General features: G+C 46.1%; 13 protein-coding genes (1 of these 13 cut by a window edge). 3 read left to right on the top strand and 10 right to left on the bottom strand.

Annotation, left to right across the window (positions count from 1 at the left end; genetic code table 11):
- Positions 1 to 65 precede the first annotated feature (65 nt).
- A complete protein-coding gene (locus QVP67_RS01175) occupies positions 66 to 1736 on the top strand; it encodes a putative transporter (RefSeq protein ID WP_022161731.1) in 1671 nt (556 codons plus the stop codon).
- Positions 1737 to 1759: 23 nt separating this feature from the next.
- Positions 1760 to 3745, top strand: coding sequence for a fructose-bisphosphatase class III (locus tag QVP67_RS01170; protein WP_022161730.1), 1986 nt, complete (start codon positions 1760 to 1762; stop codon positions 3743 to 3745).
- Positions 3746 to 3767: 22 nt separating this feature from the next.
- On the opposite strand, the gene QVP67_RS01165 is transcribed toward QVP67_RS01170, so the two are convergent.
- The 3 genes from QVP67_RS01165 to QVP67_RS01155 form a co-directional block, all read right to left on the bottom strand.
- Complete coding sequence (locus QVP67_RS01165) at positions 3768 to 4991, bottom strand: LA_2272 family surface repeat-containing protein (RefSeq protein WP_022161729.1); 1224 nt, start codon at positions 4989 to 4991, stop codon at positions 3768 to 3770.
- A 50-nt stretch (positions 4992 to 5041) separates the two neighbouring features.
- Positions 5042 to 6700, bottom strand: a complete 1659-nt coding sequence (locus QVP67_RS01160) for a long-chain fatty acid--CoA ligase (RefSeq protein WP_022161728.1) — start codon at positions 6698 to 6700, stop codon at positions 5042 to 5044.
- Between the two features lie 312 nt (positions 6701 to 7012).
- Entirely contained in the window at positions 7013 to 7768 is a 756-nt protein-coding gene (locus tag QVP67_RS01155; protein WP_022161727.1) for a NigD1/NigD2 family lipoprotein, read from the bottom strand.
- 464 nt (positions 7769 to 8232) lie between these two features.
- Between QVP67_RS01155 and rhuM the strand changes: the two genes are divergently transcribed.
- A complete protein-coding gene (rhuM, locus tag QVP67_RS01150) occupies positions 8233 to 9234 on the top strand; it encodes a Fic family protein (protein ID WP_022161725.1) in 1002 nt (333 codons plus the stop codon).
- A 17-nt stretch (positions 9235 to 9251) separates the two neighbouring features.
- Here the strand turns inward: rhuM and QVP67_RS01145 are convergent, their stop codons facing one another.
- The 7 genes from QVP67_RS01145 to mtgA all read right to left on the bottom strand — a co-directional run.
- Complete coding sequence (locus tag QVP67_RS01145; protein WP_022161724.1) at positions 9252 to 9959, bottom strand: LytR/AlgR family response regulator transcription factor; 708 nt, start codon at positions 9957 to 9959, stop codon at positions 9252 to 9254.
- A gap of 12 nt (positions 9960 to 9971) precedes the next feature.
- On the bottom strand, positions 9972 to 11039 hold the full coding sequence (locus tag QVP67_RS01140) for a sensor histidine kinase (RefSeq protein ID WP_022161723.1): 1068 nt from the start codon (positions 11037 to 11039) through the stop codon (positions 9972 to 9974).
- Positions 11040 to 11068: 29 nt separating this feature from the next.
- Positions 11069 to 12286 carry an ABC transporter permease gene (locus QVP67_RS01135; protein ID WP_022161722.1) on the bottom strand — a complete coding sequence of 406 codons (1218 nt, stop codon included), beginning with the start codon at positions 12284 to 12286 and terminating at the stop codon, positions 11069 to 11071.
- A gap of 57 nt (positions 12287 to 12343) precedes the next feature.
- Positions 12344 to 13093: an ABC transporter ATP-binding protein gene (locus QVP67_RS01130; RefSeq protein ID WP_022161721.1), complete on the bottom strand. Its 750-nt coding sequence runs from the start codon at positions 13091 to 13093 to the stop codon at positions 12344 to 12346.
- A gap of 18 nt (positions 13094 to 13111) precedes the next feature.
- A complete protein-coding gene (locus QVP67_RS01125; RefSeq protein WP_022161720.1) occupies positions 13112 to 14344 on the bottom strand; it encodes an efflux RND transporter periplasmic adaptor subunit in 1233 nt (410 codons plus the stop codon).
- A 63-nt stretch (positions 14345 to 14407) separates the two neighbouring features.
- The gene (locus QVP67_RS01120) at positions 14408 to 15811 is read right to left on the bottom strand and encodes a TolC family protein (RefSeq protein WP_022161719.1); all 1404 of its coding nucleotides are present in this window, start codon (positions 15809 to 15811) and stop codon (positions 14408 to 14410) included.
- A gap of 426 nt (positions 15812 to 16237) precedes the next feature.
- Positions 16238 to 16465: the 3' portion of a monofunctional biosynthetic peptidoglycan transglycosylase gene (gene mtgA, locus QVP67_RS01115; protein ID WP_022161718.1), read on the bottom strand. 480 nt of this gene lie beyond the right edge of the window; the window shows 228 of its 708 coding nt (coding positions 481-708); its start codon lies off the right edge, out of view; the stop codon is at positions 16238 to 16240.

Below are 16465 nucleotides of genomic sequence, written 5' to 3'. Positions count from 1 at the left end.
AAGAACTATTTGCGACTTTTAGTGGACAGTAATGAGTCAAATTGTATATTTAATCAAGAAACGCTTTGGACTGGTTATATAGTTTGTTCGTTGAGCACTCCGCCTTGCAGGCGGTTATCGTACTTTCGTTGATTTCCGCCATCGGATTGGGCTTGGGGAAAGTGCGGGTTTGTGGCATCTCTCTTGGAGTTACTTTTGTGTTTTTTACCGGTATTCTGTCGGGGCATTTTGGACTATCCATCGACCCGCAAATGCTGAATTACGCCGAAAGTTTCGGCCTGGTTCTTTTTGTCTATGCCCTGGGGCTTCAGGTAGGACCAGGTTTCTTCAGCTCTTTTCGTCAAGGAGGTGTCCAGTTGAATCTTCTGGCAATTGGTGTCGTTCTGGTAGGCACTCTGTTGGCTGTCTTGGGAAGTTATGCTTGTGGAATTTCTTTGCCCGATATGGTTGGTATACTTTGTGGAGCTACAACCAATACTCCGGCGTTGGGTGCCGCCCAGCAGACGCTGAAACAGTTGGGCCTGGAGACAAGTACGCCGGCATTGGGATGTGCGGTGACCTATCCGTTGGGAGTGGTGGGCGTAATTCTGGCCATATTGCTGATGCGTAAGGTAATGGTTCGGAAAGAAGATCTGGAAGTAAAAGAAAAGGAGAATGAGAATAAAACGTATATTGCGGCCTTTCAGGTTCACAATCCTGCCATCTTCAATATGAGTATTAAGGAGATCGGGGCGTTGAAGAATTATCCGAAGTTTGTTATTTCCCGTTTGTGGCGTGATGGAAATGTCAGTATACCTACTTCGGACAAAGTCATTAAGGAAGGCGACCGTTTATTGGTTATTACTTCCGAAAAGAACGCGCCGGCACTGACTGTATTGTTTGGCGAACAGGAACATACGGATTGGAATAAAGAAGATATTGACTGGAATGCGATTGACAGCCAACTGATTTCGCAGCGCATCGTTGTGACGCGTCCCGAACTGAACGGTAAAAAGTTGGGTTCACTGCATTTGCGGAATCATTATGGAATTAACATAAGCCGTGTTTATCGTAGTGGCGTACAGCTGTTGGCTACAGCCGAACTGACCTTGCAGTTGGGCGACAGACTGACGGTAGTAGGCGAGGCCGCTTCCATCCACAATGTTGAGAAAGTGCTGGGGAATGCGATTAAGAGTTTGAAAGAGCCCAATCTGGTAGCCGTGTTTGTCGGTATTATCTTAGGATTGGCATTGGGAGCTGTTCCTATTAGCATTCCCGGCATAAGTGCTCCTGTAAAATTGGGCTTGGCAGGTGGTCCCATTATTGTAGGTATCCTGATAGGTACTTTTGGCCCGCGTATGCATATGGTAACATATACCACACGCAGTGCCAACCTGATGCTTCGTGCATTAGGCCTGTCGCTCTATCTGGCTTGTCTGGGGTTGGACGCCGGTGCTCATTTTTTTGAAACGGTGTTCAGACCCGAAGGAGCGCTGTGGATTGCTGTCGGATTTGCCCTGACCGTTATTCCGGTCTTGATAGTTGGTGTTGTGGCATTCAAATGGGCGAAAGTCGATTTCGGATCAGTGACGGGTATGCTTTGCGGAAGCATGGCCAATCCGATGGCTTTGAACTATGCAAACGATACGATTCCAGGCGATAATCCGTCGGTCGCTTATGCTACGGTTTATCCGTTGTGTATGTTTATCAGGGTTATTATAGCTCAGGTATTGCTGATGTTTTTTTTACATGGATAAGAATATTATAAGATAACAGAATTATGGGAACCATTACTCCGGAAAGTATAGTCGGCGATTTGCGCTATCTGCAATTGCTCTCTCGCAGTTTTCCTACGATAGCCGATGCCAGTACCGAAATTATCAATTTGGAAGCTATTCTGAATCTTCCAAAGGGAACAGAACATTTCTTGACCGATATTCATGGTGAATACGAGGCTTTTCAGCATGTGTTGAAGAACGGATCGGGAGCCGTGAAACGAAAAGTAAACGAAATCTTTGGCCATACTTTGCGTGAAAGCGAGAAGAAGGAGCTGTGTACATTGATTTACTATCCGGAAGAAAAACTGCAACTGGTGAAAGAGCGCGAGCAGGATTTGGAGGACTGGTATCAGATTACCTTGAACCAGCTTGTGAAAGTCTGCCAGAACGTTTCGTCCAAGTATACACGTTCTAAAGTCCGTAAGTCGTTGCCCAAAGAGTTCTCGTATATCATCCAGGAATTGTTGCACGAGTCAAGCATCGAACCCAACAAGCATGCTTATATCAACGTCATTATTAGCACGATCATTTCGACCAAGCGGGCTGACGACTTTATTATAGCCATGTGCAATCTTATCCAGCGTCTTACCATCGATCTGTTGCATATTGTGGGCGATATTTACGACCGTGGTCCGGGTGCTCATATTATTATGGATACACTTTGCGATTATCATAACTTTGATATCCAGTGGGGCAATCACGATATATTGTGGATGGGTGCCGCTTCGGGCAATGATGCATGTATAGCCAATGTAATCCGTATGTCTATGCGTTATGCCAATCTGGCTACGCTGGAAGACGGCTATGGCATTAACCTTCTGCCTCTTGCCACTTTTGCCATGGATACTTATGGTGATGATCCTTGTTCCATTTTCGCTCCTAAAATGAATTTTGCCGATGGAGAGTATAATGAGAAGACGTTGAGGCTGATTACTCAAATGCATAAGGCGATTACCATCATACAGCTTAAGCTGGAGGCCGAGATTATCAGCCGCAGACCGGAGTTTGGAATGGAAAACCGCAAACTATTGCATAAGATTGATTTTGAACGGGGTGTTTTCATGTACGAAGGAAAAGAATACGCATTGCGCGATACCAATCTGCCTACCGTCGATCCTACCGATCCTTATCGTCTGACGGATGAGGAGCGGGAACTGGTAGACAAGATTCATGCCTCGTTTATGAACAGCGAGAAACTGAAGAAGCATATGCGCTGCCTCTTTACCTATGGCGGAATGTATCTGGTGTGCAACAGCAATCTGTTGTATCATGCTTCGGTGCCTTTGAACGAAGACGGAAGCTTTAAGCATGTCCGCATCGGTCAGAAAGAATATTGGGGACACAAGCTCTTGCTGAAAACGGATCAGCTGATACGGACTGCTTATTTCGACGAGGACTGTGAAGAAAAACGCTTTGCTTTGGACTATGTCTGGTACATGTGGTGCGGTCCCGATGCTCCTTCCTTTGACAAGGACAAGATGGCTACATTCGAACGTTATTTCATAGCAGATAAGGAATTGCATAAGGAGACGAAGGGGTATTATTACACTTTACGCAACCGTGCGGATATTTGTGACAATATCTTACGTGAGTTTGGAGTGGAGCCCGGTCCACATTCGCATATCATTAATGGTCATGTGCCGGTAAAGACTATTCAGGGCGAGAAACCGATCAAGGCAGATGGTAAACTGCTTGTGATAGACGGTGGTTTCTCAAAAGCTTATCAGCCGGAAACCGGAATTGCCGGATATACGTTGGTATACCATTCGCATGGATTGCAGCTGGTACAGCACGAACCGTTCCAAAGTCGTCAGAAAGCTATTGAAGAAGGTTTGGATATCAAATCGACCACTTTTGTCATCGAATTCAATTCTCAGCGAATGATGGTGAAAGATACGGATAAAGGGCAGGTACTGACCACACAGATCCGCGATCTTGAGAAATTATTGGTTGCCTACCGGACAGGCTTCATTAAGGAGAAAGAGTAAAAACAGGTTGGGGGCAAGCATTTCAGAATAAAATGATGCCCCCTTCCCAGATGAGACCTTTGTCGAAGTTCCTGTTTTGCGTATAAGGACGGCTGATGCCGTATCCGCCGGTGCAAAAGATGCCGAAACGTTCAGTTACGTTATACTCCAGATTGATACGTGCCTGCAGCGCATAGAGCCGTGCGGGGACGGTATTGCTTTCGTTTTTAAATGTTTCGATGTGCTGGTAGCCCAGATCTCCGCTTATGGAAAACCGTTGGCACAGGGGGAGGGAAAGACCGGCACGATAGAAACACGAGGCGGAGAACTTGTCGCTGAAGTCCAGATAGTGTGTGCCTCCTCCCAGGATTGTGTAAAACAACTGGTTCTTGAAGCGTACGCCCATGTTCAGCTTGCTCGTGTTTCCTCCGAAAAGCATTAGCTGGATGCGGGTATGAGGATTAGCGTTGACCAGACCCAGCTGAAGACCGTCAAAGTTGTTTTTGTAATAGTTCACAATGCCGATTTGCAATCCTTTGGCATCGGTAGCAATGTTAATGGGCGACAGCTGGAGTCCGCATACCTTTCCTCCGGCAATATTTCCTAATCCGGAAATTTGCACACCGGTCATGTGGTTGGCTGCAATGGAAGTAATTCCTGCAATTTGCAATCCGTGCAGATTGTTTCCTGCGACGTTGATGAAGCCGGAAAGACTCGCCCCGGAAAAGTCTGTACTCGAAATGTCAGCCAGTCCGGCTAAATGGAATCCGGCCGCTTCCTCTCCGCAGAAGTTGAGTAATCCTCCTAGTACGGCTCCCCGGCTATAGTTGCCTGTAATATTGGTAAGTCCGGACAACAACAGTCCTTTCATTTGGTAACTTGTTAGGTTGACCAGTCCGGAGACAGAAATACCACTAAAATCGTTCCCGTTGATGTTGGTGATGCCTGCCAGCTGAAGGCCGCGTGCGTTTCCTTGGGCTACGTTGAATATTCCCGAGACAGCCATTCCGTTGTCTTCCTGACGTATGGTTGTTCCCAAAATGTTGATGCCCAGTCCGTTCAGGCGGTTGATGGATGAATACAGTCCCAGGTTGAAAATCGTATTGCGGGTTGTATCATCGTGCTGTGTGGAAATGTTTTTCCATAGGGAAATGTTGATTCCGGGCTTGCTGTGTGCAATGGGTGGAGTTGTAGTTGTTTGGCTAAAAATACTCCCTGCCAGTAGCAGGGAGCATATAGATAAACTTGTCTTTTTTATACAGTTCATGATTGATACGATGTTTGTATATCCGTCATTGGTGGATAGATGGCGTTTTTCTATCCTTTGGCTTCCTGATACAGGAAGCGTTTGATAGACTTTTTAGGTGTCTTTTCAAATTCTTCCGGATAGATTTTCATTTTGGCCACTTGGCTGTAGGCTGGAAGTTCGGCATTGAGGGCTACACGGTTTTCTTCCATCACCCGTTCGATGTCTTCATTCTTCAGTCCGTTGGCAAAAGCTTCTTCAAAATCAGGATAAACCAGTCCTACCAGTTTCTCGTTTTGCTGCACAATGATGCTTTCGGCCACGTAAGGCATGTTGTTCAGTTTATCTTCAATCTCTTCCGGATAAATGTTCTGTCCGCTTGGGCCTAACAGCATGTTCTTGCTACGTCCTTTGATGGTGATGTTTCCTTCTGCATCCATCAGAGCCAGGTCGCCGGTATGCAGCCATCCGTCTTTATCAAGTGTCTGTCTGGTAGCTTCTTCGTTTTTGTAATAGCCCAGCATCACATTAGGTCCTCGGCAGACAATTTCGCCGGGAATGTTTTCGGGGTCGGGCGACAGTATTTTTACCTCCATGCGTGGGGCTGCTTTTCCGCACGAACCGGTTTTGAATCGTGTCCAGTCTTCGTACGAGATAATCGGTCCGCATTCTGTCATTCCGTAGCCTACGGTATAAGGGAAGTCTATCATCTTAAGGAACTGTTCCACATCATGGTTGAAGGCCGCACCGCCGATAATGACTTCGCAGAAGTTGCCTCCAAAAGCCTTGATGACTTGTTCGCGTACGCTGGCTTTTATTTTGTCATTGATGATGGGGACTTTCAGCAACAGTTTCATCGTTGGAGTCTCCAGCTTGGGAAGCACGTTTTTCTTAATGATCTTTTCGATGATAAGAGGGACGGCGACAACCAGATTGGGCTTGACGTCGGCGAATGCCTGGAAGATGATTTTCGGACTTGGCATTCGTGTCAGGAAGTATATGTGGCATCCTGCAGCCACTTCGTACAGGAATTCAAAAGCCAAACCGTACATGTGTGCCATAGGAAGCATGGATACTAACTTGTCGCCGGCTTTCAGCGGTAATACCTCGAAGGCAAAGCGGGTATTCGACCATAAGCTTCGATAGGGCAACATGACTCCTTTTGAATAACTGGTAGTTCCCGAAGTGTAATTAAGGACGGCTAATTCGTCGGGCTGGTCTACATGATAGGCTACGTGTTCCTTACGGAAGTTTTTGGGGAATTTCTTGCCGAACATTTCGTTCAGATGCTCGCGTGCGTACGTAACCCGTTCATTTCGCGAAACCAGTAGTGTAAAATCGGTCATCATGAAGATGCCTTCCAGCAACGGCATGGCAGCCTCGTTGAGGGCTTCCCAAACCACATCGCCGACAAATAGAAGTTTGGCTTCGGAGTGGTTTACGATGTTGTGTATGTTGTCTGCCTTAAATTCATGTAAGATGGGTACGATGACCGCTCCATAGGTCAGGGTTGCGAGGAAAGTTACTCCCCAGTGCGAACTGTTTCGTCCGCAGACCGCTATTTTGTCTCCTTTCTGTATGCCGCTGGCTTCGAATATGATGTGTAGCTTTTCTATTTTGCGGGCTAAGTCTTTGTACTGCAGGGTAGCGCCTTTGTAGTCTGTCAGTGCGTCCAAATCCCAGTTCTGTTTGATGCTGTTCTCTATGTATGCGATAAAACTTTTTTCCATAATTATTGCACATTTATATCTAATTTGTGCAAATATAAGGGTTTATCTATAGAATGCAAACTTTTTAGCGAAAGAATACACTGGAAAGGGTGCGTTCAACATCGGGAGGGGGTAAACTGATTTAAGAAAATAAAGGTGTGTCAAACTAAGGAACTGCTTTCCTTTAGGCACGGATTACAGGGAGTTTGCGGATTATGATTCTTATTTCTCTGAGTTTTTCCGCTTAATTCTGTATCTGAAAAGAACAAAATGTCAGTCACTTTAAGTTTTGACACACCTTCAATAAGTCAGGAATTGTCTTTTTTTAATAAATTATTGCAATTGCAAAACGCTTCTTTGGGTTGCGATTTCGTCCGATTCGGGTGTGGTAGCTTTGCGGGTGCAATAGTCAAACTCGGCACTCTTATCGCCGCTGAACGATTTCCATTTTAACTTCAGCTTGACGGTTTTGCCTTCTGTGTCGGGCAGTTCGTCCAGCTTGAAAGCTACCAGTCCGTCGCCAGGTTCTCCGTAGACGTCTCCGTAAGCGTTGTGACGGAATTCCACTTCGTACGGATTTTCAGGATTTTGCGACAAGAGCAGATTTACGAAATGTCTTTCGCCATATCCTCCCCAAAGTGTTCTGAAGCGAAGTGTCAGATACCCGTCTTCGGCGATAGTCACCCAGTCATTAACGATTTCGACAGGGTCGGTACCGTAAACCTTATCATTTTCCTCACCCAAGTCCGGGGCAATCGGTTTGGTCAGAATACTGTCTATCCAATTGATGTGGATGGCCTGATCGAATTCTCCGCTCGGCTCGTCTACCGGAGTGTAATTTACCAGTGCTCTGACCTCCTTTTCTCCGAATGGTGAAGTCTTGACGTTGCACGGAAGCAAGGTCGTGCTGTCGTCCAACTGAAGAAACAGCAGATTGTCAGACGCGTGTTTTACGGTAACCAGGGCATTGGGGAGTGAGTATCTGTAACAATTGTTGTCATCATCGTCCAGACACGACTGAAGGGTAAAAGCTCCTGCCAGAATAGCTGTGGCAGCAAACAGATGCTTGATGCTAAAAGATCTTTTCATAGTTTGTATTTCTTTCTATTAAAATTAGTATTGATAAAATCATTTCTCTGTAGATAGAAATACCAAAATCCCGGAATACTGCATGTACTGGGTAGTTAATTAATGATAAAGTGCCGGATGCCTGTTTTTCTTGGGCAAACTTCTTGTTAAAGTCTGGGCAAGCGTTGGGAGAGGGTAGTGGAAGAGCTTTCAGACGTCTACAGTTATTACTGGAGATATGCGCAGTTAGGCATTAAAACTGCATTAACTGTTGCAGTGTTGCTGCATTGACTGTTGCAGTAGTATTGCATTAACTGATGCAGTAACCTTGGGTTAACTGTTGTATTAGTCTTGCCTTAACTGTAGACTTTTGCGCATTATAAAAGACGTGATAAACATTTCATACTCAACTTTAGTTTCCTTAAATTTATTTGTTACTTTTGCAAGTATCATCATTTTGTTAAATCTGTTTAGAGGGTTGAGTTATGGAATTGAATGACAAAATAGTAATTTATCGTTCGGAAGATGGAGAAACACAGCTTAAGGTCAGAATAGACCAAGATACGGTATGGTTGAACGCCTATCAGATAGCCGAACTATTTGGGCGCGATTCAAAAACAATCCGTAAGCATATAGATAATGCCATAAAAGAGGAACTTGCGGGCGAAGTGGTTGTCGCAAATTTTGCGACAACCACAGCACACGGCGCGCTGGAAGGCAAAACCCAGACACATGATGTACGTTTTTATAACCTTGATGTCATCATCTCGGTGGGTTATCGGGTCAAATCAAAAAAAGGTGTGGACTTTCGCCGATGGGCCAATAGAGTGCTGAAAGAATATCTGGTGAAAGGCTATGCCATCAACAAATCTTTGACCGAACAGCGTTATACTGAATTGAAGCAATTGGTAACGATCTTGGGCCGTACAGTCAAGGCACAGGAAACATTGACTTCCGATGATGCGCTCAATCTGGTGGAGGTCGTTTCTGATTACGCTTATGCTCTCGATACGTTGGACCGGTACGATTATCAGCAACTGTCGGTAGAGCAGACCACCAACGAAGCTAAGTTTCATGCTACTTACGAAGGAGCTATGCAAGCCATAACAGAACTGAAAGAAAAATTCGGTGGAAGCCAGTGGTTCGCCCACGAGAAGGACGATTCTTTTAAAAGCTCTATCGGGCAAATATATCAGACTTTTGGCGGGCAAGATCTTTATCCTTCTGTAGAGGAAAAAGCCGCCATGCTGCTTTACCTTGTGACGAAAAACCATTCATTCAGCGATGGAAACAAACGCATTGCGGCCACCCTCTTTCTGTGGTTTATGGCCGGCAATGGCATTCTTTATAATCCGGATGGGAGCAAACGCATTGCTGACAACACCCTTGTGGCTCTTACGCTGATGATAGCCGAGAGCCGTACGGAGGAAAAGGATATCATGGTGAAAGTAGTGGTAAACCTGATTAACAAGAACAATTATGAGTAAGACGGGGGGCCATTCTTTTATGTCAACGTCCGCTTGTCCAAAAACTCTTGGAAGGTTTGTTTGTAGCTGTCGCTGACAGGAATGTAGTTTTTGCCAAAAACAATGCGTCCGCGGTCGATGATGCGGATTTTGTCTTTCTGAACAATATACGAGCGGTGTACCCGCATGAATCGGGAAGCCGGAAGCATTTCTTCCATCGCTTTCATGCTCATTAGCGAGAGGATGGGTTTGGAATTGCCTTCTTCGTAGATTTTGATGTAGTCTTTCAGTCCTTCAACATAAAGAATGTTTTTCAGTTCAATTTGCACCAGCTTATACTCACTCTTGACGAAGATGCTGTCAATCTCTTCTTTGGGCTGTTGCAGAAGTTCGAACCATTGTACGGCCTTGTTGGCAGCCTGAAGGAAATCGACATACGAAATGGGTTTCAACAAATAATCCAAGGCATTGACTTTATATCCGTCGATGGCATACTGGCCAAAAGCTGTAGTGAAGACAATACGGGTATGTGAATTGACCATTTTGGAGAATTCCAAACCGTTTAATTCGGGCATTTGGATGTCCAGAAACAGCAGGTCTATCTGTTTGCCCGGCAATTCTTTCATGGCTTGCACAGCGCTGGAATACTTGCCCGCCAATGTAAGAAACGGGGTTTTATTGACGTAGCTCTCCAAAAGGTTAAGAGCTAACGGTTCATCATCTACTATTGCACAGTTCAGAGTCATAGTCTTTGGTTATTATATGTTGATTACAAGAACAGATCTGTATTCGGTATTGTCTTCACTGACTCCGTGTTCCCAGTTGTAACGGCCCGGATAAGTGAGTTCCAGTCTTTTTCGCACCTGTTCCAGTCCGATGCCGCTTCCGCTTTTGTCCGCTTCGTTTTTAGGATGGTAGCTGTTGTAGATTTCGCAGCGTACTTCCTGTTCGCTTTCGGAGAAATGAATGCGTATATAACTAGGCTCGGTAGGTGAGATGCCATGCTTGAAAGCATTTTCTATTAAAGAAATAAATATCAATGGGGCAATCTCTGTCCGGCTGTCGGGTCGGACAGAGATTGCAGTTTCTACTGTTACATTGGAAGACAGCCGTATACGCATCAGTTCGATATAATTGCGTATGAAGTCCATTTCCTTTCCCAGGGGAACAAAATTCTGCTGGTTGTCATATAGCACATGACGCAGCAAACGGCTTAATTCCTGTACGGCAGCCTGTGCCTTGTCTGTATCGAAAGCTATCAGTGCATAAATGTTGTTGAGCGTGTTGAGCAGAAAATGCGGATTTAGCTGATTGCGCAGATTCTTCAACTCGGCTTCCGTACGGCTCTTTTCAGCTTCGCGTCGGGCTGCTTCGATCTGTCCCCATCGTCCGCTTAACCGGATGGCTGTACTCAGTCCGACTGTCAGGATCATGGAGAAGATATCCCGAAGGAAGAATATCCAGCGAGGGGGAGCCATTGGCTTGTCCTGGTCATGTTCCTTCCTTGGAAACCGTACCGATATATAGTCTTGCCAGAAATGTACTCCAATCGCAGTACACAGTATCAGCAATATATTCAGAATGAAATATTCTTTCGTCCGTCCTTTAAACAAATAATGGGGGATGAGGATAAAATAGTTCACGTAGAATACGATCAAAAAGGTGACCGGTACTATACCTCCGTGGTGCAGGTAGTCTTGCCAGCTGATTGTAAATCCGCTACGTGTCATCATGATGAACGGAAAGGCAAATACGATTCCCCAGCCAATGATGTGTATCATGGCTTCGATGATGTGGTAGCGGGAGGAAGCTTCTAACTGTTTCATGGTGTTGCAAAGATAGCAAAATATTTGAATTATTCGTATCGGATGGCTTCAATAGGATCCAGGTCGGCTGCTTTTTTGGCAGGATACCATCCAAAGAATACACCTGTAATGGTACATACTGCAAACGAAAGGAGCACGCTCCACGTCTGGATATATATGGGCCAATGGGCTACGTTTTTCACAATGAATGAAGCTCCGCATCCTATAATGACCCCGATGATTCCTCCGGTAATGCTGATCAGTATGGCTTCGATCAGGAACTGACTTAAGATATCAATTCCCCGTGCGCCGACAGACATACGCAAGCCGATTTCGCGTGTACGTTCCGTAACCGATACATACATGATGTTCATAATACCGATGCCGCCTACTACCAGTGAGATTCCGGCAATACATGCCAGCAGTGTGGTCATCAGGTCGGTGGTAGAGTTGAGCATGCTGCTCAGCTCCTGTTGGGAACGGATGGTGAAATCGTCGTCGTCGCTTTCTTTCAGCTTATGGTTACGGCGCAGGATTTCAGTGATTTCTTCGCTCGCATTGTCGGTCATGTCCTCGGTCAAGGCCGAAGCAAAGATTCCCTCCAGATAAGTTTGTGCCAGCAGACGTTTCATAACAGTGGTGTAGGGAGCCAGCACTACATCATCCTGGTCCATACCCATTGAGTTATATCCTTTCGATTTCAGTACGCCTACTACCCGGAAAGGCACCTGATTGAAGCGGATGATTCTGCCCACAGGGTCTTCGTTAGGGAAGAGGTTGTCGGCTATGGTTTTACCAATGACGCACACCTTGGCAGAAGTCTGTATGTCGCTTTCAGTGAACATTTCGCCGCTTTCGATGTTGAGCTGGCGAATTTCGAGATAGTCGATACCTACACCGCTTACCGAAGACGGGTAGTTATTATTGCCGGCGATAAGTTGGCCGGATGACGATACGTTGGGGCTGATGGCCGAGATATAGTTGGTCTCGTTGCGCAACGATTCGTAATCGGTCAGCTTCAGGGTCTGCATCGAACTGGGATCCTGACGTACACCGCCACGCATATCTGCGCCCGGATGTATCATAATCATGTTCGATCCCATTTCTGAGATTTGTTTCTGTATACTCTTTTTCGAGCCTTGTCCGATAGCAAGCATGGTGATGACCGAAGCTACACCAATGATGATACCCAACATGGTCAGGAAGGCACGCAGCTTGTTGTTGGCCAGTGCGCGAAGAGCTATTTTAAATAGATTAGTACCATTCATTGCATTGTTGTTTTTATGAATTGTTCGGATTCGGAAGGGTGATTTTCTTATGTACAATTAGTCATCCTCTTCCTGTTTGGGAAGCGCTGCCAGTGCTTCTGCCGCATCCAGGATATGGTCATTCAGCCGATCCTCTTTCACCTGTCCGTCGCGAAGCACAATGTTGCGGCTGCTGTATTGGGCTATTTCGGGATTGTGGGTCACAAAAATGATTGTACGCCCTTCGGCATGCAGTTTTTGAAACAATACCAGAATCTCGAACGAGGTTCGTGTATCCAGGTTTCCGGTTGCTTCGTCGGCCAGAATAACTGCCGGATTGTTTACCAATGCACGGGCGATGGCCACACGTTGCATCTGTCCGCCAGACATCTGGTTCGATTTATGCTCCAGACGGTCGCCCAAGCCTACGGCTTTGAGCGCTTCGATTGCCCTTCTTCTCCGTTCTGCGGCCGATACGGCAGAGTTGTACATCAGTGGCAGTTCGACATTCTCTACCGATGTCGTTTTGGGAAGCAGGTTGTAGTTCTGAAATACAAAGCCGATTTTCCGGTTGCGCAGTATGGCACGCTGAGGCTTCGACATGGTACGTACGGAGATACCGTCCAGCAGATATTCTCCGCTGGTGGGGGTATCAAGGCATCCTAACGTGTTCAGCAGGGTCGATTTTCCCGAACCGGACGTTCCCATGATGGTAACGAATTCTCCTTCGGTGATCGTGAACGAGACGCCACGCAATGCGTGGACAGTCTCGTCTCCTACCTGGAAGTTCCGTTTGATATTTTTAAGTTCGATAACGACTTTACTCATGATGATTGCATTGATGGATTATTTGTTTTTCTTCTTGTCATTTCCCGGAGGGCCTGGCATAAACGGACTTTTCTCACTGCTGCCGTTTTCGCTCATGTCAGAAGGAACATTGTTTCCGTTTGGATTGCCTATGGTTGCTTCGGTGACGATGGTGGTACCTTCGCTGATACCACTGGTTATTTCAGTATAGATGCCGTTTGAGATACCTACTTCTACCGGATGTGCGGTAAATGTATTTCCTTCACGGGTCCATACTTTGTGTTCTGCGTTGCAGTCGTTGACGATGTCTTCTTCGCTGATAAGCGGTGCTTCCGGTGTAAAGCGCAGAGCACGTGAGGGTACGCAGAGTACGTCTTTTCTGTCCAGCGTGTATATGGTGACATTGGCAGTCAGTCTTGGCTTGAGCTTCAGGTCCGGATTCGGTGCCGAAATGACAACCTCGTATGTCACAACCGTGCTGGAGGAAGTAGTGCTTGTCGAGCTTGAAGAGCTGTCGTCTCCCAGACGGATCTGAGTTACTTTTCCTTCGAAAACGTCATTCGGATAAGCATCAACTGTAAACGTTACCCGTTGGCCTTCCTCTACACCGCCTATGTCAGCTTCGTCCACATCGGCCACTACCTGCATCTGGGTCAGGTCAGCGGCAATCGTAAACAGGGTAGGAGTCTCGAAGCCGGAAGCAACGGTCTGTCCTTCTTCTACGTCTTTGCTGATTACTACTCCGTCGATGGGTGAAGTGATGGTTGCGTATGCCAGGTTACGTTCGGCCTTGGCCAATGTCGCTTTACAGCTTTCGTAGGTGCTTTTGGCTTTCTCGTAGTTGTAGAGCGAAAGTTCGTAATCGGTGTCGCTTATCAGTTGTTTCTCGTGCAAGCCTTTGTTGCGTTCGTAGTTCTTTTTCTGGTATTCGTATTCGGCTTTAGCTCCGTTATATGTAGCTTTCTGCGATTCAACTTCTGTCAGCAGAGTCACACGGTCCATTTCGGCTATGAGCTCTCCTTTGGTTACTACGGAATTGTAGTCGACATAAATCTTGTCGATAATTCCACTGACTTGGGTTCCGACTTCTACTTCGGTCACCGGTTCAATAGTTCCGGTAGCCGTTACTGATTCGGAGATTTCACCTTTGCTTACTGTGGCTGTGGCATAAGTCACCTTACGCTTGGTCGACGAACTTCCCAGCAGCCAGGTTCCTATGGCAGCTATCACAACGATAACTGCGATGAGAAGGATGATTTTTTTCTTGTTCATATATTGTGATTTTAAATATTATAGATGTTAGTCCGGATAAAAATCCTGTTTCTCTTCTGTTGGTCAGATTGAAATCTGTTCTCCCTGATAGAATTTTAATAACTGCGTATTGAGGATGGCCATGTATTTGGCTTGCAGCATTTCCTGTTGGGCACTCAGCAGGTTGTTTTTCTCGGTCAGCAGTTCTACGGTATTTTTCATACCGAAATTGAACTGTTCCTGAACCAGGTTATAGCTTGTCTGGGTACTTTTCAGCTTTTCGACGGCTGCCACGTAGCGCTGCTGGGCACTGTTGGCATCGAGCCACAGGCTTTCGATGGTCTTATAAAGATTCTTTTGTTCGTCAAGCAAGTCCAGTTCGCTGGTCTGTTTCTGGATTTTAGCCTTCTGTACAGCACTTTTTGTCTGTCGGTTGGTAAAAATAGGAATGCTGATTGTCAATCCCAATGAGTTGTTCCAGTTCTGCTTTATCTGTTCGGAGAAGCTGAAGTCGTTGCCATTGGCATTGGTACTACCGATACCTGCACTTAAGCTTAAAGTGGGGATATAGCCTGCTTTAGCTATTTTGATGTCCAGGTCGGATGTTTCCACGTTCAGTCTGCCGGCTTCGATTTCCGGACGCAGTGCGAGGGCCGAACGGTATACATCGGCTTTGGCAGGCAGAGGCGTCAGTATGTTTTCATCGCTGAGTGCCGGTATATAAAGGTCCATTTCCTCTTCACCGTCCAGTTCTAGCAGTTGTTTCAGTTGTAACTTATAATCTTGTAATGTGGCTTGTGCTGTGACGAGTTGATATTTGTCGGTGCTGACCTGTGCTTCCAATTGTGCTAAGTCGCTTTGTGCAATACTCCCTGCTTCGAACAGCGATTTACCGCGTTCGTACTGGGCTTTGCTCAGTTCCAGAGTCGACTCGTTGACTTTTACCGATTCGGCGGCGTACAGTATCTGTATGTAAATCTGAGTGATACTTTCTTCGATGCTGTTTTCGCTTTGCGCTACGTTCAAGTCGGCAATGCGGCTGTTCAGTTGTTGCTGTTTCAATGTGTTCAGCCGTTTGCTGCCGTTGTAGAGGGTCCAGTTCATATCAATGCCATAGCTTCCGTTGTACGATGTTTTGCTTTGGCTGCTGGTAATGTTGTCTCCACTGATGATGGTACCATTTTCACTGTTCGGGCGGTTTACAATACGCTGGCTGACACTGGCCGACAGGCTGGGGAAAAGTGAGGCTTTCGCAGTCTTGACATCTACTTCGCTGCTTTCGGCACTCAGCTTGTTTCTACGGATTGTAATGTTTTGCTGAAGTGCATATTCTATGCACGTCCGCAAGTCCCACTGCTCAGGCAGAGTGCTGGACTGTTCCGTATCTGCCTGGACGGCTGTTTGTGCAATACTGTCATTTTGCGCTAAAAGTATTGCACTATTGGCCATACAGAGAGTAATTACCGTCAATTTTCTAACATTTTTCATATCGGATTCTTCTATTTGATGTTCTTTTGCGTAGACAAAAGTACGTCCGTTTCCGACGAACGACAAAAATGATAGATGTTTGCTCGGATTTTGCCGCCTAAAAAAAGGTTTTTCTCGATAGAGCCGTTTAGTATTTAGAATCTCTTCATGGGGGCTTTACGAAGATACTATTGGCGGGGTTGATATTCCGCTACTGGCAGAAGTCTGCGGTGGACTGGCGAGTGCCTTTGAATTTTATCTGAAGATGGAACCCTTATCATCCCTATGAGGGTGTGTCACTGACATCTTGTTATTTCTAGGCACCGATTACGCGGAAAAACGTAGAGAAAAAAGAAGAATAATCATCCGTGAAATTCCGTGTAATCCGTGTCTAAAGGAAAGCACTTCCTTAATTTGACACACTTTCAGATTCTATCAAAATGGAATTCATTCAGGCGGAAATTTAGGGACCAGTTTCATGAGCCTTAATATTTGTTTCTGCCTTTTCTGTATATAGGGTGAAGGGTGTGCCGAGTCGAAACGGATGGGATTGGGCAGGGTAGCGGCGATAAGTGCGCATTGGCCGGCGCTTAGCTTTCGGGCGGTTGTCTTGAACTTCAGCTTGGCAGCCGCCTGGGCACCATAGATGTTGGGACCCATTTCGATGGAGTTCAG

The sequence above is a fragment of the Bacteroides sp. CAG:633 genome, assembly GCF_000435115.1.
Taxonomy (GTDB): domain Bacteria; phylum Bacteroidota; class Bacteroidia; order Bacteroidales; family Bacteroidaceae; genus Bacteroides; species Bacteroides ndongoniae.
The sequence above is the reverse complement of the archived record's forward strand: the minus strand, read 5'-3'. Positions and strand labels throughout refer to the sequence as shown.